The organism is Paenibacillus sp. JJ1683 (assembly GCF_053006485.1).
Genome location: NZ_CM129820.1, coordinates 3,821,449 through 3,844,391, shown reverse-complemented (window position 1 = coordinate 3,844,391; position 22,943 = coordinate 3,821,449). Strand labels below are relative to the sequence as shown.

At 48.6% G+C, this 22,943-nt stretch carries 14 protein-coding genes; all 14 read left to right on the top strand.

Annotation, left to right across the window (positions count from 1 at the left end):
- Positions 1–219 precede the first annotated feature (219 nt).
- The 14 genes from ACUC6J_RS16395 to ACUC6J_RS16330 all read left to right on the top strand — a co-directional run bounded on the left by ACUC6J_RS16395 (position 220) and on the right by ACUC6J_RS16330 (position 22,857).
- Entirely contained in the window at positions 220–1,599 is a 1,380-nt protein-coding gene (locus tag ACUC6J_RS16395; protein WP_016821602.1) for a class I SAM-dependent rRNA methyltransferase, read from the top strand.
- 241 nt (positions 1,600–1,840) lie between these two features.
- The gene (addB, locus tag ACUC6J_RS16390) at positions 1,841–5,407 is read left to right on the top strand and encodes a helicase-exonuclease AddAB subunit AddB (RefSeq protein WP_447249107.1); all 3,567 of its coding nucleotides are present in this window, start codon (positions 1,841–1,843) and stop codon (positions 5,405–5,407) included.
- Positions 5,404–9,423, top strand: a complete 4,020-nt coding sequence (gene addA, locus ACUC6J_RS16385; protein WP_447249106.1) for a helicase-exonuclease AddAB subunit AddA — start codon at positions 5,404–5,406, stop codon at positions 9,421–9,423. The genes addB and addA overlap by 4 nt, the downstream gene beginning before the upstream one ends.
- Positions 9,424–9,451: 28 nt before the next feature.
- Positions 9,452–10,636 carry an exonuclease SbcCD subunit D gene (locus ACUC6J_RS16380; RefSeq protein WP_447249105.1) on the top strand — a complete coding sequence of 395 codons (1,185 nt, stop codon included), beginning with the start codon at positions 9,452–9,454 and terminating at the stop codon, positions 10,634–10,636.
- Positions 10,633–14,022 carry an AAA family ATPase gene (locus tag ACUC6J_RS16375; RefSeq protein ID WP_447249104.1) on the top strand — a complete coding sequence of 1,130 codons (3,390 nt, stop codon included), beginning with the start codon at positions 10,633–10,635 and terminating at the stop codon, positions 14,020–14,022. Before ACUC6J_RS16380 ends, ACUC6J_RS16375 begins: the two co-directional genes overlap by 4 nt.
- A gap of 262 nt (positions 14,023–14,284) precedes the next feature.
- The gene (locus tag ACUC6J_RS16370; protein ID WP_447249103.1) at positions 14,285–14,689 is read left to right on the top strand and encodes a hypothetical protein; all 405 of its coding nucleotides are present in this window, start codon (positions 14,285–14,287) and stop codon (positions 14,687–14,689) included.
- A gap of 351 nt (positions 14,690–15,040) precedes the next feature.
- On the top strand, positions 15,041–16,384 hold the full coding sequence (locus ACUC6J_RS16365; protein ID WP_447249102.1) for an aminotransferase-like domain-containing protein: 1,344 nt from the start codon (positions 15,041–15,043) through the stop codon (positions 16,382–16,384).
- Positions 16,385–16,546: 162 nt separating this feature from the next.
- Positions 16,547–16,906, top strand: coding sequence for a histidine triad nucleotide-binding protein (locus ACUC6J_RS16360; RefSeq protein ID WP_013372152.1), 360 nt, complete (start codon positions 16,547–16,549; stop codon positions 16,904–16,906).
- A 170-nt stretch (positions 16,907–17,076) separates the two neighbouring features.
- Positions 17,077–17,250 carry a 30S ribosomal protein S21 gene (gene rpsU, locus ACUC6J_RS16355; RefSeq protein WP_005547957.1) on the top strand — a complete coding sequence of 58 codons (174 nt, stop codon included), beginning with the start codon at positions 17,077–17,079 and terminating at the stop codon, positions 17,248–17,250.
- 16 nt (positions 17,251–17,266) lie between these two features.
- On the top strand, positions 17,267–17,710 hold the full coding sequence (locus ACUC6J_RS16350) for a GatB/YqeY domain-containing protein (RefSeq protein WP_013372151.1): 444 nt from the start codon (positions 17,267–17,269) through the stop codon (positions 17,708–17,710).
- A 280-nt stretch (positions 17,711–17,990) separates the two neighbouring features.
- Positions 17,991–19,358 carry an NfeD family protein gene (locus ACUC6J_RS16345; RefSeq protein WP_031461801.1) on the top strand — a complete coding sequence of 456 codons (1,368 nt, stop codon included), beginning with the start codon at positions 17,991–17,993 and terminating at the stop codon, positions 19,356–19,358.
- A 42-nt stretch (positions 19,359–19,400) separates the two neighbouring features.
- A complete protein-coding gene (gene floA / locus ACUC6J_RS16340; protein WP_016821594.1) occupies positions 19,401–20,402 on the top strand; it encodes a flotillin-like protein FloA in 1,002 nt (333 codons plus the stop codon).
- Positions 20,403–20,445: 43 nt separating this feature from the next.
- The gene (locus tag ACUC6J_RS16335; protein ID WP_017428160.1) at positions 20,446–21,024 is read left to right on the top strand and encodes a hypothetical protein; all 579 of its coding nucleotides are present in this window, start codon (positions 20,446–20,448) and stop codon (positions 21,022–21,024) included.
- A gap of 423 nt (positions 21,025–21,447) precedes the next feature.
- Positions 21,448–22,857, top strand: a complete 1,410-nt coding sequence (locus ACUC6J_RS16330; protein ID WP_447249101.1) for an amino acid permease — start codon at positions 21,448–21,450, stop codon at positions 22,855–22,857.
- Positions 22,858–22,943 lie beyond the last annotated feature (86 nt).

Sequence of the window (22,943 nt, the reverse complement as noted above, 5' to 3'; positions counted from 1 at the left end):
AAGCATGGCCGAGCAGTTTTTTATGGAACGAACATTTTGTAGTATCTTCACAAGCTTTTAAAGCGTGACGTCGACATACAGGCGGGCAGTAGCGAAGCGGTTCATTTGAAGCTGGAGAAGCGCCAGCGATCGTAAGACCAAATGAATCGGCGGAGCCGCGCCCCTATCGAACAAAATGTTTTAACACTTTGAGTAATCCAAGAATAGGAGTGAAGGATTTTGCCTTCAGTAATATTAGAGCGTAGCCGTAAAAAAAGGCTGGAGCAAGCACACCCTTGGGTGTTTAAAAATGAAATAGCCAAGATTGAGGGTGATCCAGAAGCCGGTGATTTGGTCAGCATCCTGAACCATCAGGGGCGTTATTTGGCGACAGGTTACTATAATCCTGCTTCACAAATTACAGTGCGTGTGATGTCCTATGAGCCGCTAGAAGTGATGGACCAAAGCTTCTTTGCCCAACGTTTCCGCAATTGCTTGGAGCACCGCGAACGCTTTGTGACCGGAGGAAACGCTTATCGTTTGGTGTACGGCGAGGCTGATTTTTTGCCTGGGCTGATTGTAGACCGTTTTGGTGATGTATTGGTCGTTCAGCTGTTAACGCTTGGCATGGATCGGCGCAGGGAAGAAATCAGAGATGCACTTGTTGAAGTAATGGGGCCAGTTGGTATATATGAGCGTAGTGATGTATCCATCCGTGAGCTGGAAGGGTTGGAACAGACGAAGGGTCCTTTGTACGGCGATTGCCCGCGCCATGTGGTGGTGACGGAAAATGGCTTACAAATCAAGGTCGATATCGAAGAGGGACAAAAGACGGGGTATTTCTTTGACCAGCGTGAAAATCGTGCAGCCATCGCGCCGTTGATGACAGGTTGGGGAGCGCGTAGCGGAATTACGTTGCAAGAAGTAGCTGCAAACCCAGGGGATGACGGCACAACGGTCATAAAGCCTGTGAATAAAAGTGGTAAGGTTGTTGAATTCCCATTCTGGGACGGTGCAACTGTATTGGAATGTTTTTCACATACAGGTAGCTTTACGCTCAATGCGTGTAAACATGGTGCGAAAAAAGTAACTTGTCTGGATATTTCTGAACATGCGATTGAAAGTGCTCGGGATAATGTGAAGCTGAACGGTTTTGAGGATCGCGTCGAGTTTGTCGTCGACGATGCTTTTCAATATTTACGTAATCAGGTTAAAGGTGTAGAGGAACGCACCGCGCGAGCGGGCGGCAAAGGAGATACATCTAAGCCGCTGACTGCGGGTGGCGGACGTACCTTTGACGTCGTTATTCTGGATCCGCCGGCTTTTGCCAAAACGAAGAGTGCTGTCAAAGGAGCTACACGTGGATATAAAGATATCAACCTTCACGGAATGAAGCTCGTCAATGAGGGCGGTTATTTGGTAACAGCGAGTTGTTCGTTCCATATGCGGCCGGAGCTGTTTTTGGACACGATTAAGGAAGCGGCTGCAGATGCTGGCAAAATCCTCCGACTGGTAGATTGGAGAGCGGCAGGGAAGGACCATCCCCAAATTTTAGGTGTGGAGGAAGGTCATTATTTGAAATTTGCCATCTTTGAGGTGCGCAGCCGGACACAGCTGTAGATTTCATACCCTTGTCAAAGTTAAACTACTATTAGGCGATAAAGATAAATAGGTGAAAACAAACTCATTTTTAGTATACATCAGTCCTGTAGAGAAGGCTTGCACCAAGCCATCCTGCGGGACTGTTTGTTTTTGAGAAGAGCCCAATTGCTACAACATGGCAAACGTACGTTCTTTTCTCCTTTGCCTGATATGCTATACTGTTTAATAGAATGTTGTTGGTTAGAAAGGAGGCGGCATCATGTCGGTCCGCTTATTGATTGGCCGCTCTGGTAGTGGTAAAAGCACGTTAATCCGTAATGAAATGACCTCTATGTTACGCGAGGAGCCGCTAGGTAAGCCTATGCTGTTACTTGTGCCTGAGCAATCGTCATTTGCTTCAGAGCATGCGTTGCTCACCGAAGTCGGAAACGGTATTCAGGGGTCGGTGCGCGCCCAAGTGATGGGATTCCATCGTCTTGCCTATTTAGTCATGCAGGAAACAGGGGGTTCAGCACTGGTGCCTGTAACAGAAGAAGGCAAGAAGATGCTTTTATATAAAATTATTCGTCGTCGCAAGGATGAACTGAGTTTATTTAAAGATTCGGGAGACCAACTCGGTTTTGTGGATCGGTTGAATACGTTGTTCACAGAGCTAAAGCAGTACGGAAATGATGCTCGGTCTGTACCGGAGCAACTGGATAGAATGCATGCTGCGGGGGAGTCCACTCCGATATTAAGAGGCAAGCTCAAGGATATCAGTCTAATCTATGAGGATTTTGAACGGGAGCTGACGCTTAAATATATCGATGGTGAAGATACGCTTCGCATGCTGACAGAACAGATTGCACAGTCTTCCCTCGTGCGCGGAGCAGACATTTGGATGGATGGCTACCGGAGGTTTACACCACATGAATACAAGGTGGTGGAGCAGCTTATGCTGCACGCCTCTTCGCTGACAGTGGCGCTGACCTGTAACCGAAGCTACGAAAGTGGACAGCTTCCGCATGAGCTGGATTTGTTTCATCCTTCAGCGGCTACCTACGTCAAGCTTAAAGGAATGGCAGAGGAGCTGATGATTGAAACGCAGACACAGTTATTACGCCCCGATCCAATGCCTAGGTTTAAGGAACGTCCAGCGTTGGCGTATTTGGAGGCTAATTTCGAACATCGCACAGGGCTGCGGAATCAGGAACAACGGCTGCGGCTACAGCAACTGCGAGAACAACGGACAGATACACAACCGGAGGGCATAAAACTGTATGCTGCGGCAAATCGCCGCGCCGAGCTGGAAGGAGCCGTACGCGAAATGCGCCGCCTGGCCCGCGAAGAGGGCGCGCGTTATCGGGAGATGGCTCTGTTTGTGCGTCATATTGAAGATTACGAGCCATGGGTGGAACCGATATTCAAGCAATATGAAGTTCCAGTATTTTTGGATCAGCGGAGAAGTATACTTCATCATCCCTTGGTGGAATTGGTTCGGGCTTCACTGGATATCGTGCAGCGACGCTGGCGATACGAGGATGTATTTCGTGCGGTCAAAACAGACCTTCTATTGCCGCTGGACGGTCGAGTGAGCCGCGAGCAGATGGACCGTCTGGAAAACTATGTGCTGGCCTGCGGAATACAAGGTAGCCGTTGGACAGATGGCCGGGCATGGCAGGCTGTGCCCAGTTTGTCGCTCGAGCTGGAGGAACAGGAACGGAACCGTCAACGGGATGAAACGCTGGATTTGATGGAGCTGTGCCGAGATGTGATTGTGACACCTATACATGCGTTTGAGAAGCGTATAGGGAAGGCACGAACGGCGCTTGAGAAGAGCGAAGCCGTATATCTGTTGCTGGAGGATGCAGAAATCGGTCACAAGCTGGACGCCTTCATTCATCAGGCAGAAGAAGCTGGAAATCCCGAGCAGGCGAAGGAGCACCGTCAGGTATGGGAGGCGGTGCTTGAACTGCTGGATCAAATCGTCGAAATGATGGGTGATGAGCGACTGGATACTGCTTTGTTTGCGGGAGTGCTGGAAACGGGATTAGCTGAGTTCCGTATGGGACTTGTTCCGCCGGCTCTGGATCAGGTACTGGTCGGAAACACGGACCGTACGCGTGTATCCGGTATTCAACATGCCTTTGTGCTAGGTATGAACGAAGGTGTAATGCCGGCTGTGTTCCATGAGGATGGGGTGCTGAACGAGCAGGAACGTACGGCATTAAACGAACAAGGCGTAGACCTGGCGCCAGATATGACAAGACGTCTGTTGGACGAACGGTTTCTCGCTTATACAGCCCTGACCTCTGCTGGTAAAAGCCTGTGGATGAGCTATGCAGTGACTGATGAAGAAGGCAAGCCATTGCTGCCGTCAGAGCTAGTGCGACATGTGCGGCAACTGTTTCCTGGCCTGAACGAACGTCCACTGGCTGGATACCCTCTGCCTGAAGACGCTTGGACGACGCAATGGGAGTATGCTTCCCATCCGTCAGAGGCATTGCCGCAGCTCATTGCGCAATTACGGCATTGGCGGCGTGGCGGTGATATTTTATCTCCCTGGTGGGAGGTATATAACTGGTATGCCAGCCAGCAGGGACGTGAGAAGGACAAGTTGCGTCAGCTGTTGACCTCACTTTTTTACGAGAATCATGCCGAAATGCAGAAGGAAACGAGCCGCCGTCTGTATGGCAACAAGCTGCGTACCAGTGTATCTCGGATGGAACGTTTTGTCGCATGTCCATTTTCTCACTTTGCCTCTCATGGTCTTCGTTTGAAGGAACGTCAGATGTATCGTCTGAAGGCTCCGGATATCGGACAATTGTTCCACGCAGCGCTTGGTGAGATGGCGATCAATCTGCGTGAACGCAATGTCAGCTGGGGAAGCCTCACTACCGAGGAATGCCGCCAAGAGGCGGAAAGTACGGTGGAGCGTCTTGCTCCTCGACTGCAAGGCGAGATTTTAATGAGCTCCAAGCGGTATGGCTATATTTTGCGCAAGTTAAAAGACATTGTGAGCCGTGCTTCATTAATTTTGGGTGAACATGCACGGAGAGGTAGCTTTGAGCCGATTGGGCTGGAGTTGGACTTCGGACCGGGTCAGCCGCTTCCTCCCTTAAGCTTCCGGTTAGATAACGGCGTGGTGATGGAAATTGTCGGACGGATTGACCGTGTGGATGTGGCAGAAGGAGAAAAAGGATTGCTTTTGCGTGTCATTGATTACAAGTCTAGCCAAAAGGATCTTAAGCTGCATGAGGTGTATTATGGCTTATCCCTGCAAATGCTCACATACCTGGACGTGCTGCTGAATGCGGCGGAGGAATGGTTGGGCGAGACTGCTTATCCGGCGGGTACACTGTATTTTCACGTCCACAATCCGATGCTGCAATCGCCTAACGGTCTTAGCGCAGAACAGGCGCGTCAGGAGCTCTTGAAACGTTTTAAGATGAAGGGATTATTGCTCGCGGATCGGGATGTAGTTGGGCAAATGGATACAGCATTGGACAAAGGATATTCCTCTATTTTACCTGTTGCAGTGAAAGCAGACGGCAGTTTTTATAGCAGTGCTTCCGTTGCTTCGCCTGAACAGTGGGATAGCCTGTTAGCGTCGGTGCGCAACAATATTCGGACGATTGGCACACGGATGACGGAAGGCGATGTTGCCATTGAACCTTATCGCATCCAGCAAGAAACGGCATGTACCTTCTGTTCTTTTAAGCCTGTTTGTCAATTTGACGACAGTCTGGAAGGCAGTGGTTACAACCAATGGGGGAAACCGGGTAAGGATCAGGTCTGGGATCTGCTGGGTCATACACAGGAAGGGAAAGGAGGAATGAAGCAATGATAAGCACGTCAAATGCTAAAGGCTTGCCGAAGCCGGAAGGAAGCATGTGGAGCGATGATCAGTGGCGTGCCATTTCGCAATCCGGTAACAACATGCTGGTTGCGGCAGCGGCGGGGTCTGGTAAAACAGCGGTGCTCGTAGAGCGTATTATTCGCAAAATTGTTGATCCTCAGCTCGGCTTCAGTGTAGATCGGTTACTGGTGGCGACCTTTACGAAGGCTGCAGCCGCAGAAATGCGTCAACGGATACGCGAAGCGCTGGAACGTGTGCTGGAACAGGAACCGGAAAGTGAACATGTACGTCGCCAGCTATCGTTGTTGAATCGAGCCTCGATTACGACGCTTCACTCTTTTTGTATGGAGGTCATCCGCAGGCATTATCAGGCCATTCCTCTTGATCCCGGCTTTCGGATTATGAATGAGCATGAAACAGAATTGCTGCGCCAAGAGCTTTTAGAAGAACTGTTTGAGGAGAAATATGAGCTTCATGATGAAGGCAGCACATTCCGCAGACTGGTCGACTGGTTTAGTGGAGAACGCACCGATGATGCCATGTATGTGCTTGTTCAGCGTTTGTATGATTTTTCTCAAAGTCATCCTTGGCCGGAGCATTGGCTGCGCGAGACGGCAGCAGCATTTCGTGTACAGGATGTAGCAGCTTTGGGGGAGACTCCCTGGGTTCGTAGTATTTTGACGGATGCTGCCCTTTCGTTGCGCGGAGCAGCGAGTTTGCTGGAACAGGCGCATGAAACAGCTATGCAGCCTGGCGGTCCTGCACCCTATGCCATGACATTGCAAGAGGATACGGCGATGGTGAAGGAATTACTGCAAGAGCTCGAGACACAGCCGTGGGCATCCTTGTATGATCAATTTCAGGCAGCATCCTTTGGCAAGCTCAAGCCAGTCAAAAAAGATCAAACCGAGCCTGCATTGCAGGAACGGGTTAAGACGCTGCGCGAGGCTGCCAAAAAAATGATTACGGATATGAAGGCTTCCCTGTTCGGTCGGAGAGCAGAAGCTTATTTGGAGGAACTGCATGCGACCGCTCCTCTGATGGACGAACTGGTGGAGACTGTGATTGCTTTCGGGGAACGATTTCAACAGCACAAGCAGTCAAAAGGACTGGTGGATTTCGGGGATTTGGAGCATTATTGTTTGAAAATATTAAGACACCCCGACTCTACTCCGTACAAGCTGTTACCTTCCGATGCTGCACTTGAATACAAGGCGCAGTTCGACGAGGTACTGCTGGATGAGTATCAAGATACGAATACCGTACAGGAAGATATCGTTAGACTGGTATCGCGCGAGGAACCGGGTAACCGTTTTATGGTGGGAGACGTGAAACAGAGTATTTATCGGTTTCGGCTGGCAGAGCCAGGGCTGTTTTTGAATAAGTATCAACGATACGGCATGCAGGAACAGGAAGATGGCTTTTTGATTGATCTGGCGCGTAATTTCCGCAGTCGGGAGGAAGTTGTTGATGCGGTGAATTTGGTGTTCCGCCAGATTATGAGTGTGGATGTGGCGGAAATTGAGTATGATGAACGAGCCTGGCTCGTACACGGCGCGTCCTATCCCGAGAAGACAGAGGAGGACGCTGCTTCTGCATACGCGCCTGAACTGCTGTTAGTTGATAAAGGCGGGCGTGGTCTTTCTGAGGTTTCGGAGTTGTCTGAAACGGGGAACGAATCGGCTTTACAGGAAAGTGAGCTGGCCGAGCTTGCGGAGCTTGAAACGGCTCAGTTGGAGGCTCGTGCAATCGCTCAACGGATTAAGGAGCTGACTGGAGATACTGGACAGCCACTGTTGATTTATGACAGGGGATTAAAAGCGATGCGTCCAGCAGTCTACGGTGATATTGTCATATTGCTTCGTTCAGCAAGCGTATGGGCTCCCTTAATTGTGGAAGAATTGCGGCTTGAGGGCATCCCAGCCTCTGGAGAGCAGACGACAGGCTTTTTTAAAGCAACGGAAGTTGAGGTAATGTTGTCCCTGCTGCACATTATTGATAATCCGCAGCAGGACATCCCGCTTGCATCCGTGCTTCGTTCGCCAATTGTCGGCTTGACCGAAGATGAACTGGCACAAATTCGTCTAGAGAAGCCGGATGGAATGTTTTATGATGCATTGCTGGCGGCGGCACAGACTGAACAAGTTGAGGAGAGTTTAAAAGAGACCTCTGCTGATGTTATGGAGATGGATCTTTTCAGTGAGGACCCGCTATCTTCACCTGACCCAGTCCATAGGAATGACGGGAATACGTTGTCTACCCGACTACGTTCATTTTTGCGTAATTTGGACGCATGGCGGCAGGAAGCCAGACAAGGCAGCTTAAGTGTATTGATTTGGAATGTGCTGGAGGAAACAGGATATCTGGATTGGGTGGGTGGACTCCCTGGCGGCTCACAGCGTCAAAGCAACCTACGGGCTTTATATGACCGAGCGAGACAGTATGAGACTTCTACGTCCAACCGAGGCTTGTTTCGATTCCTGACCTTTATTTCCCGTCTGCGGGAGCGAGGCGGTGATTTAGGATCCATCAGCGGGGGGACTGAACCCGATCAAGCTGTCCGCATTATGACTATTCATAAAAGTAAAGGACTTGAATTTCCTGTCGTGTTTATTGCCGGGACGGCAAAAATGTTCAATCAGCAGGATCTGAATGCGCCGTTTCTTATGCACAAGGAGTTGGGATTTGGTCCTAAATATGTGGAGGAACAAAACCGCGTTAGCTACCCTACGCTGCCTAATTTAGCGATCCGTCGACGCTCACAGCTGGAGCTTTTGGCTGAAGAAATGCGTGTGCTATACGTAGCGCTTACGCGTCCGCGTGAAAAGCTGATTATGACCGGAACCGTGAAGGATCTCGCTTCCCGCGCAGCAGGTTGGGCACGTGCCAAGGAACATGCGGAAACAGTACTACCAGACTATATGCTGGCGGCAGGTCGCAGCTATCTGGACTGGGTAGGTCCTGCATTGATTCGTCATCCTTCTGCAACTTCGCTGAGGGAAGCGGCAGGGGATCAGGAGGGGTACTATCACAGACTGGAACACATGCCGGGGGCAGACTGGTTATTTAAAATTGTAGCCTCAGAAACACTTTCTGGCTCTCGTGTGAACCCGGATCGTGGAGAAGAGGTATCGGCCGAAGAACGCCAAAAAAAAACAGAAGCACTGAGAAATGTTGAGCTAATCGAATTAGACGAAGAAAGTGAAACGGATATTGCTGCGGCTCTTTCCTGGACCTACCCGTATGAACGGGCGGGCAAGACAGCAGCCAATACATCGGTCACAGAGATGAAAAGATGGCTGGAGATGCAGGAGATAGGATCTGACGATTGGCTGAATCTATCTTCTATCTCCCAACAAGCAGACTTACCGGAGGATCGCGAAGATTCTGACACTAGGGGCAGTCAATTACACTTGCGCAGACCTAAGTTTATGGGGAATCAGCGACTGACTCCTACAGAACGAGGGACGGTCTATCATACGTTGATGCTGCATGTGCCCCTAGATGGAGTCTTGAGCGCTGAGGTTATTGAGGAAACCAAAGCTCGTTTGCTGAATCAACGTATCTTACTGGATGTTCATGCAAAGGCGCTGGATACGAATAAAATATTACGGTTTTTCTCTAGTGAGCTAGGGGAGAGAATGCTGGGTTCATCCCGTATTCAGCGTGAGCTTCCGTTTACTTATACCATGCGGGCAACCGATTACTGGAACCACAGTTTGCCTGCGGTGTTGCCAGAACAGAAGACAGTTACGGAAAGCGGGCGGGACGATAAAGTGCTGATGAACGGGATCATTGACTGTTTGTTTGAAACTCCCGAAGGGCTTGTGCTGCTGGATTATAAAACAGACCGGATAACCGAATATCGTACGCTGTCACATTTAACAGACCAATATCGTTTTCAATTGGAGCTGTATGCCCGTGTGATTGAAGAGATTACAGGCAAAAAGGTTGCTGAGAAATGGTTGTATTTTATAGAAGCTGGAGAGAGTGTGCAGCTGTAGTGATATAGATAGGGAGAGGGGGAATAGCATGCGGATTTTACATACAGGGGATTGGCATTTGGGTCGCACATTGGAAGGTCGAAGCCGTCTGAAGGAGCAGGAGGCGTTTTTGGAAGAATTGGTGAAAATGGCTGACGACCAGCAGGCTGATTTGATTATGATGGCTGGGGATGTGTACGACTCAGTCAATCCTTCGGCCGCCGCAGAGCAATTGTTTTATGAAGCATCTGCTCGTCTTACGGCTGGAGGAAGACCGCTAGTCGTCATTGCCGGCAATCATGATCAGCCGGAAAGAGTATCCTCGGTCACCCCGCTGGTGAGCGGGCGTGGAATTACATTGCTGGGACTGCCTCATGGGGAAGCAGTGCGCGTTCTCACACCGCGAACGGGCGAAATGGCATGTATTGCGGCCTTGCCATATCCCTCCGAGTCTCGTCTGAATGAGTTATTGTCTGAAGACGGGGACGAAACCATATTACGCGAGGCATATAGCCGCCGTGTAGGGATGCTGATGTCGCAGCTGGGTACAGCGTTTCGGCCCGATACTGTTAATTTGTCGATGAGCCATATATATGTGCTTGGCGGGCTGGAGTCGGATTCGGAACGTCCGATTCAGGTCGGGGGAGCCTATACCGTAGATCCGTCTGCTTTGAGCATTGGAGCGCAGTATACAGCTCTGGGGCATTTGCATCGTCCCCAATATGTGAAGGGCGATGGACTGATGCGTTATAGTGGTTCTCCGCTGGCTTATAGCTTTTCCGAAGCTGGACAAGCCAAATCAGTTACGTTAATTGACGTGATTGCCGGCAAGCCAGCACAGGTTGAGGAACTGTATATTACCAGTGGACGCCCATTAGTGAGGTGGCGAGCACGGGGAGGTCTGGAGGAAGTATATCGCTGGCTGGATGAAGGACTGGATGCTGATGCCTTTATTGACCTGGAAATTACGCTGGATGAAGCGATGTCAATGGGAGATATTCAACGGTTGCGCAAAAGCCGTGAAGGCATCATTCATATTCGCCCCGTGTACCCAGAAATGGCTGCGGCACAGTTGGAACAGCAACGTTCAGAACTGCCGGTTCATGAGCTGTTCCGGGCGTTTTACCAACGACAGACGGGCGGAGCACAGCCGGATGAAGGATTAGTACAGTTGTTTCTAGAATTGGTAGAACAGGATGATACAAGAGACCACGCTGAGGAGGATGAGGTATGAAGCCGATCCTTCTGAAACTGGCGGGGTTGCAAAGCTACCGGGAGTCGCAGGAAATTCGCTTTGACGATTTGACCGAAACGGGGCTGTTCGGAATTTTTGGTCCAACGGGTAGTGGTAAATCAACATTGCTGGATGCCATTACGTTGGCCATGTACGGTAAAGTGGAGCGGGCGGTGAATGGTACACAAGGCATCATGAATCATGCCGAGGATACGCTGTCTGTAGCATTTACATTTGAATTAATGTCAGCTCAAGGACCTCGCCGTTACCGTGTAGAACGACGTTTCAAACGTGCAGGAGGCGTATCGGTTAATAATACGCTTAGCCGTTTTATTGCATATACAGAAGACGGCGAGGAAGTACTTGCTGACAAAGTACAGGATGTGACACGCTGTGTGGAGGAGTACATCGGCCTGAAAATGGACGATTTTACGCGCGCTGTCGTATTGCCGCAGGGGAAGTTTGCGGAATTTTTATCCTTAAAGGGCAGTGAACGTAGACAGATGCTTCAGCGTTTGTTCCATCTGGAGAAGTACGGAGATCAACTTGCTCAGAAGCTGAGCCGTCGTGTGAAGGATAACGACATCGCCTTGAAGTCGTTGGAAGCGGAGCAGCAAGGGCTGGGGGATGCGAGTGCTGAAGCGCTTGAGCTTGTAAAGCTGCGCCTCCAAGAAGCGATTGACCATGCAGAGGCTTCACGCCGCGAACTAGAGCGTGTTTCACGGGAAGCGGAGGCGCTGAACAAAACACGGGAACTGGTCATCGAGCTTAGCCAAAGAGTGAATGAGCTGGAGGATATGGCAAGACAGGAACCAGGCATTGCTTTGCTGGAGCGCAAGCTGCGACAAGCATCTGCAGCGGAGGCGTTGCTGCCTGCACTGACAGATTGGAAGGAAGCCGTTGCCGAAGCAGAAAAACGGCAAAAGAATGCTGAACAAATGGCAGTCCTGGCTACCTCCGCAGCGGAGGCGGCGCTTGTATCTGTGCAAGCAGATGAGCAGGCGCGGCAAGCACTCAGTGCCGAAGAACCAAAGCTATTGCTTCGGATCGACCAACTGGAGCAGGCGCTTCAACTGGAACGTGATACGGAGGTGCTGCGGACCGAAAGAGAACGTTTGGCAGCCGAATTGGTGCATAGCGAACAAACCCTTGCGGAGCATGCTGCAGGTCTCGCAAAGGAACAAGAGTTACAGACACGAGGTTTAAAGCGGCAGCAGGAGCTTCAGCAGGAGTTGAAGCAAAATGAAGTGCGGGCAGATGAGCGGCGTATGCTGCAAGAGGCTGTGCAGCGGCTACAACAGCTGGAGACAGCGCATGAGCAATGGCGTGAAGCTGAACAGGAGTATTTAGCTCAGGAGAAACGGCTTACACTAGCAGACGAACGTCTAAAGCTAATGGAGCAGGAGACACAGGAGACGGAGGCACGGCGTTCTGTCCTTGCTGCACAGGTGGCTGAAGGCATTGAGGCGTTGCTGGCGCTGGATGCGGAAATTACAGCCGACGTGTCGGCACTGGCTGCCGAAGAGGAGCAGCTGCGTCACGAACTCCGTGCGGAGGAGCTCGGACGTCTCGCGCAGCATCTCGCTGCCGAGCTGCGCGAAGGAGAGCCATGCGCAGTGTGTGGCTCTCTGCATCACCCCGCGCCTGCCGCTGTTGCGGCCCATGGCGCGGATTCCGCTGCGCCGGATGAGCTGCACCGCCTGCGGCTCGGCTTACAGGAGCTGCGTCTCACACTGCGCCAGCAGTTGCACGAGCAACGCAGCCTGCTGACGCAGCCCGCCGCCGCAGACAGCGGCGCTGCCGCCACGGGCGAGCCTTTTACGCCTGCGGCTGCTGTGCCTCGTGGTGTCGCCGTATGGGCGGAGCGCTGTGCAGCGCTGGAGCGTACAGCGGCTGAGCTGGCAGCGCGTGCGCATACGCTGCCTGCCGAGGCACAGGCACTGCGTGAGGCGGACGCCGCCGGACAGCAGCAGCGTATCCGTGCAGCCGCCGAGCAGGAAGCGGCGGTTGCAGCCCTGACGCAGGCGCGGAGCAAGCGCGAGGCATGTACCACGCGCAGCGAGGGGCTGCGCGCCGAATGGGCAGCGCAGCTGCCGGATGTCGGCCCCGACCAAGCTGCGGAGCGTTATCGCGCCATGCAGGAGCGCGACCGGCGTGCGGAGGAGCTGCGATCCCGACTGGAGACGAGCGTGACTTTCCTCGAAGAAAAGGCAGCGCGTGTACAGCAGATACAGCAAAGCATCATCGAGGAGGACAAAATCATTATTGCCCGTCGTACAGGGCTGCAAAGTAAAGATGATTTGCTGCGTGAAAAGCAAGAACAGCTCCGTAAGTGGGTTGGAGAAGGCCAAGCAGCCTCATTGCTGGAAGAAGCGACCTCACGCTTGTTGGGACTGAAAAACGGAGCCGAAGCCGCTGCACGCCGCCGTACCGAAGCGGAAGAACGCAAGCAGCAGGCTGTTCATGCTTCACTGATAGCGCGGCAGGCCTCCGACTCGGCAGAAGAAAGACGGCAGACGGCAGCATCCCGTTGGGGCATCCGTCTGGAAGCTTCCTCTTTTGCTACGGAAGCAGAGGTCTTGGAATGCTGCTTGGGACCGGAAGAAGCCACACGCTATGAGCGTGAAGTGAATTTGCACCGAGAACGGGAGAAGGAGCTGTCTTCCCGTTTAAAACATGTCGAAGAGCAGTTGAATGGAGCAACAATAACAGAGGGACAGTGGGAAACGACCACTGCGAGGCTGCGTGATTGCCGTGCACGCGACGAAGAGGCGCTTCAGAATCGCGCCAAGGCCGAACGTGATTTAGAGGACTTGCAGCGTCGGCACGTCCGCTGGATGGAGCTGGAGTCCAATCGTTTACATCTGCGTAGCGAGGCGGAAAAAATGTCCAAGCTCCAGTCTGTTTTTCGAGGCAATGCTTTCGTTGAATATATTGCCGAAGAGCAGCTCATGCAGGTCAGCCAATCCGCTTCACGCCGCCTGCGTTTTCTGACTAAGCAGCGTTATGCGCTAGAAGTAGATTCCAGCGGTGGTTTTGTCATTAGTGATGATGCCAACGGTGGGGTCAAACGTCCGGTATCGACCTTGTCCGGCGGTGAAACGTTCCTGACCTCTTTGTCGCTTGCGCTTGCGCTGTCGGCTCAAATTCAATTGCGGGGCCAATACCCTCTACAATTTTTCTTTCTGGATGAAGGATTTGGAACGTTGGATCCCGAACTGCTTGACACAGTAATTACCTCGCTAGAAAAGCTGCATCACGATCAATTATCTGTTGGTGTGATTAGCCATGTGCCTGAATTGCGGGCCCGGCTCCCACGCAAGCTGGTTGTTCTTCCCGCAGAGCAGGCTGGTGGAGGCTCTCGTGTAGTTATGGAAACATTTTGAAACAATGTGATACGGATCACAGATACAGTTTCAAACTGTTGTTATAATACAGCTAAGCCGACAAGTTAATCATACAGCACCCCGGCGGACGTATGCTGCGGAAGAAGTCTTCCCGTCATACGTCCGTTCAGAGGGGCTCTGCCAAGAGCTCCCGGGGTGCTTCTTTTTTTTTTGTAGCCGGAATTCGCCCAATTTGATGTAGCACATAGCCCGTTTTTGAATAACATACGGTATACATGCAAGAGTCTAGGAGGAAACAACCATGGAAAAAAGCATGATAACCGAAAATGTTACAGCATCGCATCAGATGGATGCTAAAACACTATGTCAACAGCATATGCATCGTTATGTATGCGTATGGGTAAAGGACGGGACAATGTATGACGGAATAGTAGAGCATGTGGATGAGGAAAAGATATACTTAGCCGTTCCTATGGGTGGAGAAGAAATGGAGAATGTTAATCTCCCCTATCCGCCCAACAATTGTGGATGCGGCTCCCGTGCTTATGGTGGCTATGCATCTTATCCTCCGTACCCTTATCCGTACCCTTACCCGGTCCCAGTACCCGCCTATGCGTATGGATTCCCATACGGCCGTCGCCGCTTTAATCGTTTGATTCTGCCACTTGCTGCGTTGACAGCGATTAGTTTACTGCCTTACTACTAATCTGATCTTCTTCGTTGCCTGACCATCGTTCTACTCTCTCCCGCCTACAGCCCTTGTACAGTACAAGTGGCTATATAGGCGTATCCATACATCATCACTAAGTAAGGCTGTTTCTTCCAGCATGAAGAAACAGCCTCTTTTTCACATCTACCGTCTCAATATGTTAATGAGCTATAACGCTTACAGCCTTTAGCGAGGTTAAAATGATTTATGAATGGAAACTGTATGGGTACAGTTTAGTGAAAAGAGGTATCCTGTTTATCTAAAAACCATGTTAACATCAAGCATGTACAGAAACATAAGAAGGAATAAGCATATAAAGAGGATGTACTGAACAGGCAGGAGGATATCGTGAAAAAATATGTTTCGGTTTTATTAGATATAGAGCTTAAAATTCGCGAGGGACAATATAGATCTGGTTACAAGCTACCATCGGTCCGTGATGCTTCGGAGCTATACAAGTGCAGCAAAAGCACAATTCTGCGAGCCTATGCTGAACTTGAAAGGAAGCATGCCATTTATTCCATACCGCAAAGCGGATACTATGTAGTGGAAAACCCCAGTGACGTACACCACAGCCATATTTCCGACTACGTTGATTTTGCTTCAGCATCCCCAGATTTGAATGTATTTCCATATCTAGATTTTCAGCATTGTCTAAATCAGGCTATTGACACTTACAAATATCATCTGTTCACATATGGGGATTCGCAAGGATTGGAAACATTGCGACATACGCTCGTCTCTCATTTGGCTGATACTCAGGTGTTTGCAAAAACAGATCGGATTATCGTTACTTCAGGTGTTCAACAAGCATTAGAAATACTCGCGAAAATGCCGTTTCCCAATGGCAAAGAAAAGATTTTGGTCGAGCAGCCCAGCTACGATATTTATTTGCGTTTTTTGGAGGAAGAGAGCATACCCGTCAATGCGATTGCACGGACAGCGGAAGGTCTAGATTTTTATGAGTTGGAGAACCAATTTAAGCAGGGTAACATCAAATTTTTTTATACCATGTCAAGGCATCATAATCCTCTTGGTATCTCATATAACACGGAGGAACGAAAAACGATAGCTGCCTTGGCTGCGAAATATGATGTGTACATCGTAGAAGATGACTATTTGGCTGATTTGGGAGTTGATCATCTTGTTGATCCCATTTATGCATACGATCAGACAGAACACACTATTTACTTGAAAAGCTTCTCAAAAATCATTTTTCCTGGCTTGCGATTAGGGGTTGCGGTACTGCCAGAAAACTTATTAAAGACGTTCAGTACCTATAAAAGATATGTTGACACATCCATTTTGTCTCAGGCAGCACTTGATATCTATATTAAAAATGGAATGTATGAACGCCATAAACACACGATATCCAAACTGTATTCGGAGCGCGTTCGTATTCTGAACAAGGCGGTGGAACGATACAATCAGTCCGGGTACATTCAAACTCCAGCTGTAACCTCAGGTGTTTATACGCAGTTTAAGCTGCCGAGGACGGTGAATTTGGAACGTTTGGTGCACAGTCTTAACGCGAGAAGCATCCAAGTTGTAGCTGGAAAAGGCTTTTATTTATCAAGCTACAGGGAACAAGAAAAATTTTTGCGCATAAGTATTTCGCGTGCACAGCCGGATCTAATTGATAAAGGAGTTAAATCTATAGTAGAGGAAGTTAGTAAGGGAAACTGGTATTAAGCCCCATTTTCCGTTATGATACATATAGAAACAAAGGCATAACCAATCATGATTGGTTATGTTTCTGTTTGGTGTGGAAAATACATAACTTTGAATGCCGAGAGCAAGGACTGCTGATGTTTAATTGCTTATGATCGGCTCACTGCCAAAGGAGGGTTTTGAATGGACGATCTGTTTTTGAAAATTGTGGATGGAAGCATCCCCAGCAAAAAGGTGTTGGAAACCGACAATGTGCTCGCATTTCATGACATCCAGCCTGCGGCGCCAGTACACGTGCTCATTATTCCAAAAAAATACATTCCTTCAATGAATGCTGTAACGGAGGAGGATCTTCCTCTTATCGCGGAGATTCATCGTGTTGCGGTTGAGGTTGCGAAAAAGTTGGGAATCGCTGAGTCTGGTTATCGGTTGATTAACAACTGTGGACCGGATAGTGGACAAGCGGTAGGCCATCTGCATTATCACTTGCTGGGCGGCGCCAAATTAGGTGCCCTGACAGGTATTTCGGACTCGCATTCTTAAAAATGACAGAGCTAGTCTTTTCAGTAATGCGGAAGTGACGGGAAAAAAAGTTCCTTCTATGTACTCATTTTTTCTTATAGGTTGACACCTGGTTTCCGTTTCACCTATAATAAAATTTGATGAACCGTGTTATTGCTCTTGGACGGTCTGGTCGGAGGGAGGGAAAACTGGTGTCTGAAACTAAAGTTCGCAAAAACGAGACAATTGATGCTGCACTTCGTCGCTTTAAACGCTCCATTGCTAAGGATGGCGTATTGGCTGAGGTGAAGAAACGCAAGCATTATGAAAAGCCAAGCGTAAAGCGCAAGAAAAAGTCCGAGGCTGCTCGTAAGAGAAAGTTCTAGGAGGATCTAAGTAATCATGAATTTGAGCGAACGATTGAACGAAGATATGAAGCAAGCAATGAAGAGTAAGGACAAGTTCAAACTCTCCACCATTCGAATGGTTCGTTCTACGATTAAAAATCTTGAAATAGATTTGAAACGGAATTTGGACGACAACGAAGTGCTTGATATTCTGAGTCGTGAGATCAAACAGCGAAAAGATGCCCTCCATGAGTTTGAAAAAGCCGGTCGTGATGAACTTGCGACAAGCACTAAAGCAGAAATAGAGATCATCGCTCAGTACCTTCCTGAACAACTTTCTGAAGAAGAAATTAAAGTTATTGTACAGCAGACCATCCAGGAAACCGGTGCTTCTTCGAAAGCCGAGATGGGGAAAGTAATGACGGCCTTAATGCCTAAGGTAAAAGGTCGTGCTGACGGTAAGCTCGTGAACCAGGCGGTTCAGCAATTTCTGCAATAAACCCTGCGACAAACAGGAAAACACAACACCCTCTGTTTACAGAGGGTGTTATTTCTATATGTGTGACGCCTGTCATAAAAGAGAATGGTGGAAAACGCCTTTATGAAAGCGCTTCCTGTAATTGTGTGAAACGTGATGTCCATTAGGGGCGTAAAGTATTTGACAGGCGTCAGGATTAGCAATATACCCAATAATTTCACATTAAATCCTGAAAACTGTATAGTTTGTCTAACAAAGTTTGGTATGCTGTAACAAGGAAAGATCGAAAGGGGGGAAAGAAATGCATAGAGAACATCACCACTCCAGCCGCAAATTGGTCTTTTTAACGTTGTGGATTATGATATCCGTTCTGTTGTTACCCTTAGTTCATTCTGGATCAGCGGCAGCTCAAACAAAGGGTGGAGCTGTGTTTGTTATACCAGTTGATCAGGAAATTGAACAGGGTCTGGGCAAATTTATGGAGCGTGGATTTGCAGAAGCGGTTGATTCCAAAGCAGGTCTGATTTTACTGGATATTAACACTCCCGGCGGACGGGTAGATACAGCGGAGAAGCTGGGCAAACTGATTAAAGACAGTCCCATACCGACCGTAGCCTATATAAAGGGAGAAGCGGCCTCAGCGGGTAGCTATATTGCGTTGAGTGCTAACAAGATTGCTATGAAACCGGGGAGTATTATCGGAGCAGCAGCGTTAGTAGACGGCAGGGGGAATGCTATTACAGACCCAAAAACGATAGCTTGGTGGAAGAGTAGCATGGCATCTGCCGCAGAAGCTGGCGGGCGCAATCCCGATATTGCTAGAGGCATGGTCGACTCCAAATCGACTGTATCTATCCCGGAGATGAACTTTAATAAGGAAAATGGCCAGATCATTTCTTTAACCAGTGAGGAAGCGCTGAAATTGGGGTACGCGGATCACATCGCGTCTTCGGAACAAGAAGTTATCCAATGGATGGGCTACAGTACAGATGATGTAATCCATGTGGAGCGCACATGGGCTGAAAAAGCAGCCGAGATATTGACCAACCCGATCGTGCAGACATTGCTTTTATTTGTTGGTATCGCGGGTGTAGTTATTGAACTGCTTGTACCTGGCTTTGGTGTACCGGGAATTTTAGGTGTACTTGGATTTGGTTTGTATTTCTTTGGTAATTATATCGCTGGCTTTGCAGGTTCGGAGACGTGGCTGTTGTTCATTATCGGTCTGGCACTGCTTATACTTGAAATGTTCATTCCAAGCTTTGGCATTCTGGGTATTTTGGGTTCCATCAGCCTTGTCGCGGGTGTAGTCCGTGCAGCATACAACATGCAGCATGCGTTTATATCTTTGGGGATTGCTTTTGCAGCGGCTGTTGCCGTGGTGGCGATCATCGCGGTTGTCTTTAAGGACCGAGGGATATGGAACCGTTTTATACTTCAGGAACGTTTAACGGCTGACCAAGGGTTTTCTTCGGTTGTGAATCGGGAAACGTTACTAGGTCAGAGGGGTGTCAGTCTGACCCCATTACGTCCAGCTGGAACGGTGCTAATCGCTGACGAGCGAGTGGATGTCGTAACGAATGGGGAGTTTATCGCCCCGGATATGCCGATTATCGTATCCAAAGTAGAAGGCGGGCGGATTGTAGTCAAGGCAGACGCGAGCGTCTAGCAGGCTAACAACGAAGAATTAGATTAATGGAGGATGATGCGAGTGTTCGAATCGGGTATTGTCAGTATTTTGCTGATTGCCGTAGTAGTGATTATTGTATTGAGTGTGTTTTTTAGTTTCTTCCCGGTGATGCTGTGGATTTCGGCGCTGGCTTCGGGTGTGCGGATCGGTATCATTACGCTAGTAGCTATGCGGTTGCGGCGCGTCACGCCAAGCCGAATTGTCAATCCCCTCATTAAGGCTACCAAAGCTGGTCTGGGCTTGAATATCAATCAGCTGGAAAGTCATTTTCTCGCAGGGGGGAATGTAGACCGAGTGATCAATGCGTTGATTGCCGCGCAGCGCGCTAACATTCCGCTTGAATTTGAACGTGCGGCTGCGATTGATCTTGCGGGACGGGATGTTCTGCAAGCGGTCCAAATGAGCGTTAATCCGCGTGTTATTGAGACGCCTATTGTTGCTGCGGTCGCCAAGGATGGTATCGAAGTGAAGGTTAAAGCTCGTGTTACGGTGCGTGCCAACATTGATCGACTCGTCGGCGGTGCCGGAGAAGAAACGATTATTGCTCGGGTTGGTGAAGGTATCGTAACAACGGTTGGTTCAAGTAACTCGCATAAAGACGTGCTGGAAAATCCAGATTCCATTTCGAGAACCGTATTGTCCAAAGGTTTGGATGCAGGGACAGCATTTGAGATTCTGTCGATTGATATTGCAGATGTTGATGTAGGTAAAAATATCGGTGCCTTCCTGCAAACAGAGCAGGCGGAAGCAGACAAACGTATTGCGCAGGCAAAAGCCGAAGAGCGGCGTGCGATGGCTGTAGCGCAGGAGCAGGAAATGAAGGCGCGTGTTGTAGAAATGAGAGCACGCGTGGTGGAATCCGAATCCGAAGTGCCTCTGGCAATGGCTGAAGCGCTACGTAGCGGTAAACTTGGCGTCATGGACTATATGAATTTAAAAAATATTGAGGCAGATACGCAAATGCGTAGTTCCTTAGGCAAACCGAATGAGAACTCGGGGAATGATAACAAGAACCGGGATTAACTAACGGACGGGCCGATGAACTATAGCAGTTAGGCGGTGAGTAATGAATTTTATCAGCTGGATCTTTGACCATTTGTATATCTTGATCGTGATTGGCTTTGCACTGGTGTCCTTTTTGGGGAAAAGCATTCAAGGTGGAGATCGGAAATCTTCCCCGCGGCAAGGTATGCCTACCTTTGGTGGTGATCATGGTTCGCGCGGGTCCTCGACGTCGTCCAGACCTTTCACAACGGAACCTGAGATAGAGCGACGTCAGCAAGATGTTACTGGAGAGCTGCAACGTCAATTTCCTAATGAGCGACGGGCGGTGATGGAAGCTCGTCCTATAGAAGAAGTGGGAGACGGGCTGAAAAAGGAAGAACAGATGGACCAAGATTCATTAGATAACGGTACGACTTTAGAGGATCGGATTCGTATTATGGAAGAAGAGCGAAGGATGGTTTTAGCCCGACTCGATCGTATATCCAATGCGAGTGATTCGGAGGAAATTACAGATGGGCTAGAGCAAACTTCTCAAGAGCGGGGTACCGTGAATGCAGCTGACCTACGCAGAGGTGTAATTTGGGCAGAGATATTAGGCCCTCCGCGTTCCAAGCGTTACATGGGTGGAGGAAGACGTTAAAATGATAGTGATCCGTCACGGCTTTGGCTGTAGCGGATCTTTTTTTTTGCGATGTTTTTAGCAATACATAAACTTGCTAGAATAAAAAAAGACCTAACGACAAATGCTCAAATTACCTAACAACGAATGTGATGATCTCATATATGCTACATTCTTCTCACATTTACTGTCATCTAAAAAGACGGCATTTTGTCTAATTTAGAATCTCATTTGTGAAAATACTTATGTAAAAAATGATCAAATGTAACAATATGAACGAAGCCTTCCAAAAGTCGTTTTCATTTTTTCTTTTTTATATATAATGTTCTCAACGATAGAACTTATGAAAATTTACCCCATATTTAGCTAAAATTTGATTTATATCGAGGTGATGTCACAGGGTTATACAAAAAGTAAAAATTTATGTTTAGGAGGATGGGATGGATGGGGAATAGCTTGTTCAGAAAGAAGAACATTGATCAACTGATCGCTGCTACACGTGGGGAAAAAGCACTTAAAAGGGAATTGGGTGCGTTTGATTTAACAATGCTTGGGATTGGAGCCATTATCGGAACGGGAATTTTTGTTTTGACAGGTACGGGAGCAGTTACGGCTGGTCCGGGTTTGGTAATGTCTTTTGTGATTGCGGGGCTCGCTTGTTTGTTCGCAGCATTGGCTTATGCTGAGTTTGCTTCCACCGTTCCAGTATCCGGTTCTGTTTACACTTTTACATATGCTACGATGGGAGAGCTATTGGCTTTTATTATCGGATGGGATTTAATTTTGGAATATATGTTGGCTGCCAGCGCTGTTTCAGCAGGTTGGTCGGGTTATTTTGTATCCTTTTTGAAAGGAATTGGTCTTCATATCCCGGTTGAATTCACTGCTGCGCCAGGAGCTTTAAAAGACCAAACTACTTATTTTAACCTTCCAGCTTTTTTAATTTTGATGGCTATCACATTCTTGCTTTATTTTGGAATAAAAGAATCCAAACGAATTAACAACATCATGGTTATTGTAAAAATTGTTGTCGTTTTATTGTTTATTATTGTTGCTGTTAAATATGTGAAGCCAGACAACTGGACACCATTTATGCCGTTTGGGTTCAGTGGGGTGTTTGGAGCCGCAGCCCTTGTGTTTTTTGCTTTCATTGGCTTTGATGCTGTTTCATCAGCTGCTGAAGAAACCAAAAATCCAGCTCGTGATTTACCACGTGGCATTATTTTCTCGCTTGCTATTTGTACGCTTTTGTATGTGATCGTTAGCGCGATTATGACAGGTATTGTGCCGTTTATGCAATTTGAAGGTATCTCCCATCCGGTGTCATTAGTTTTGCAGGTTTCCGGTCAGAATTGGGTGGCGGGTATTGTGGATATCGGAGCCATCTTGGGGATGACAACGGTCATGCTGGTAATGTTATATGGTCAAACCCGTATTATGTTTGCGATGTCACGTGATGGCTTAGTACCTAAAGTATTGTCAAAGGTTCATTCCAAATATAAAACACCCTATATTAACACGTTGTTTTTTGGTACTTTATCTGCATTAATGGGTGGGTTGATCCCGCTGGATGAGTTAGCAAGCTTGGTGAACATTGGAACCTTATCAGCATTTATTCTGATTTCAGTCGCTGTCATAGTGATGAGAAAAACACAACCTGATTTGCCAAGAGCCTTCCGATGTCCTGGGGTTCCATTTATTCCTATTCTGGCTATCATTTCATGTGGGGTGCTTATTCTTAATCTGAATGGTCAAACGTTTATTCGTTTTATCATTTGGCTTGTTATTGGTATGGTTATTTACTTTTTATACTCCCGAAAAAACTCTCTTTTGAATCAGGATTCTGAAAACTAACCATTTCATACTGTGAAACTAAAAAGACAGCCTTGTTTTGATATGAAAACGAGGTTGTCTTTTTTTATGTGAATTTTTATAAAGCA

What these genes read in the sequence shown, in the direction of transcription:
- addB (WP_447249107.1), top strand. Translation starts at nt 1,841, where the DNA reads ATGTCGGTCCGCTTATTGATTGGCCGCTCTGGTAGTGGTAAAAGCACG.
- addA (WP_447249106.1), top strand. Translation starts at nt 5,404, where the DNA reads ATGATAAGCACGTCAAATGCTAAAGGCTTGCCGAAGCCGGAAGGAAGC.
- ACUC6J_RS16380 (WP_447249105.1), top strand. Translation starts at nt 9,452, where the DNA reads ATGCGGATTTTACATACAGGGGATTGGCATTTGGGTCGCACATTGGAA.
- ACUC6J_RS16375 (WP_447249104.1), top strand. Translation starts at nt 10,633, where the DNA reads ATGAAGCCGATCCTTCTGAAACTGGCGGGGTTGCAAAGCTACCGGGAG.
- ACUC6J_RS16370 (WP_447249103.1), top strand. Translation starts at nt 14,285, where the DNA reads ATGGAAAAAAGCATGATAACCGAAAATGTTACAGCATCGCATCAGATG.
- ACUC6J_RS16360 (WP_013372152.1), top strand. Translation starts at nt 16,547, where the DNA reads ATGGACGATCTGTTTTTGAAAATTGTGGATGGAAGCATCCCCAGCAAA.
- ACUC6J_RS16350 (WP_013372151.1), top strand. Translation starts at nt 17,267, where the DNA reads ATGAATTTGAGCGAACGATTGAACGAAGATATGAAGCAAGCAATGAAG.
- ACUC6J_RS16345 (WP_031461801.1), top strand. Translation starts at nt 17,991, where the DNA reads ATGCATAGAGAACATCACCACTCCAGCCGCAAATTGGTCTTTTTAACG.
- ACUC6J_RS16335 (WP_017428160.1), top strand. Translation starts at nt 20,446, where the DNA reads ATGAATTTTATCAGCTGGATCTTTGACCATTTGTATATCTTGATCGTG.
- ACUC6J_RS16330 (WP_447249101.1), top strand. Translation starts at nt 21,448, where the DNA reads ATGGGGAATAGCTTGTTCAGAAAGAAGAACATTGATCAACTGATCGCT.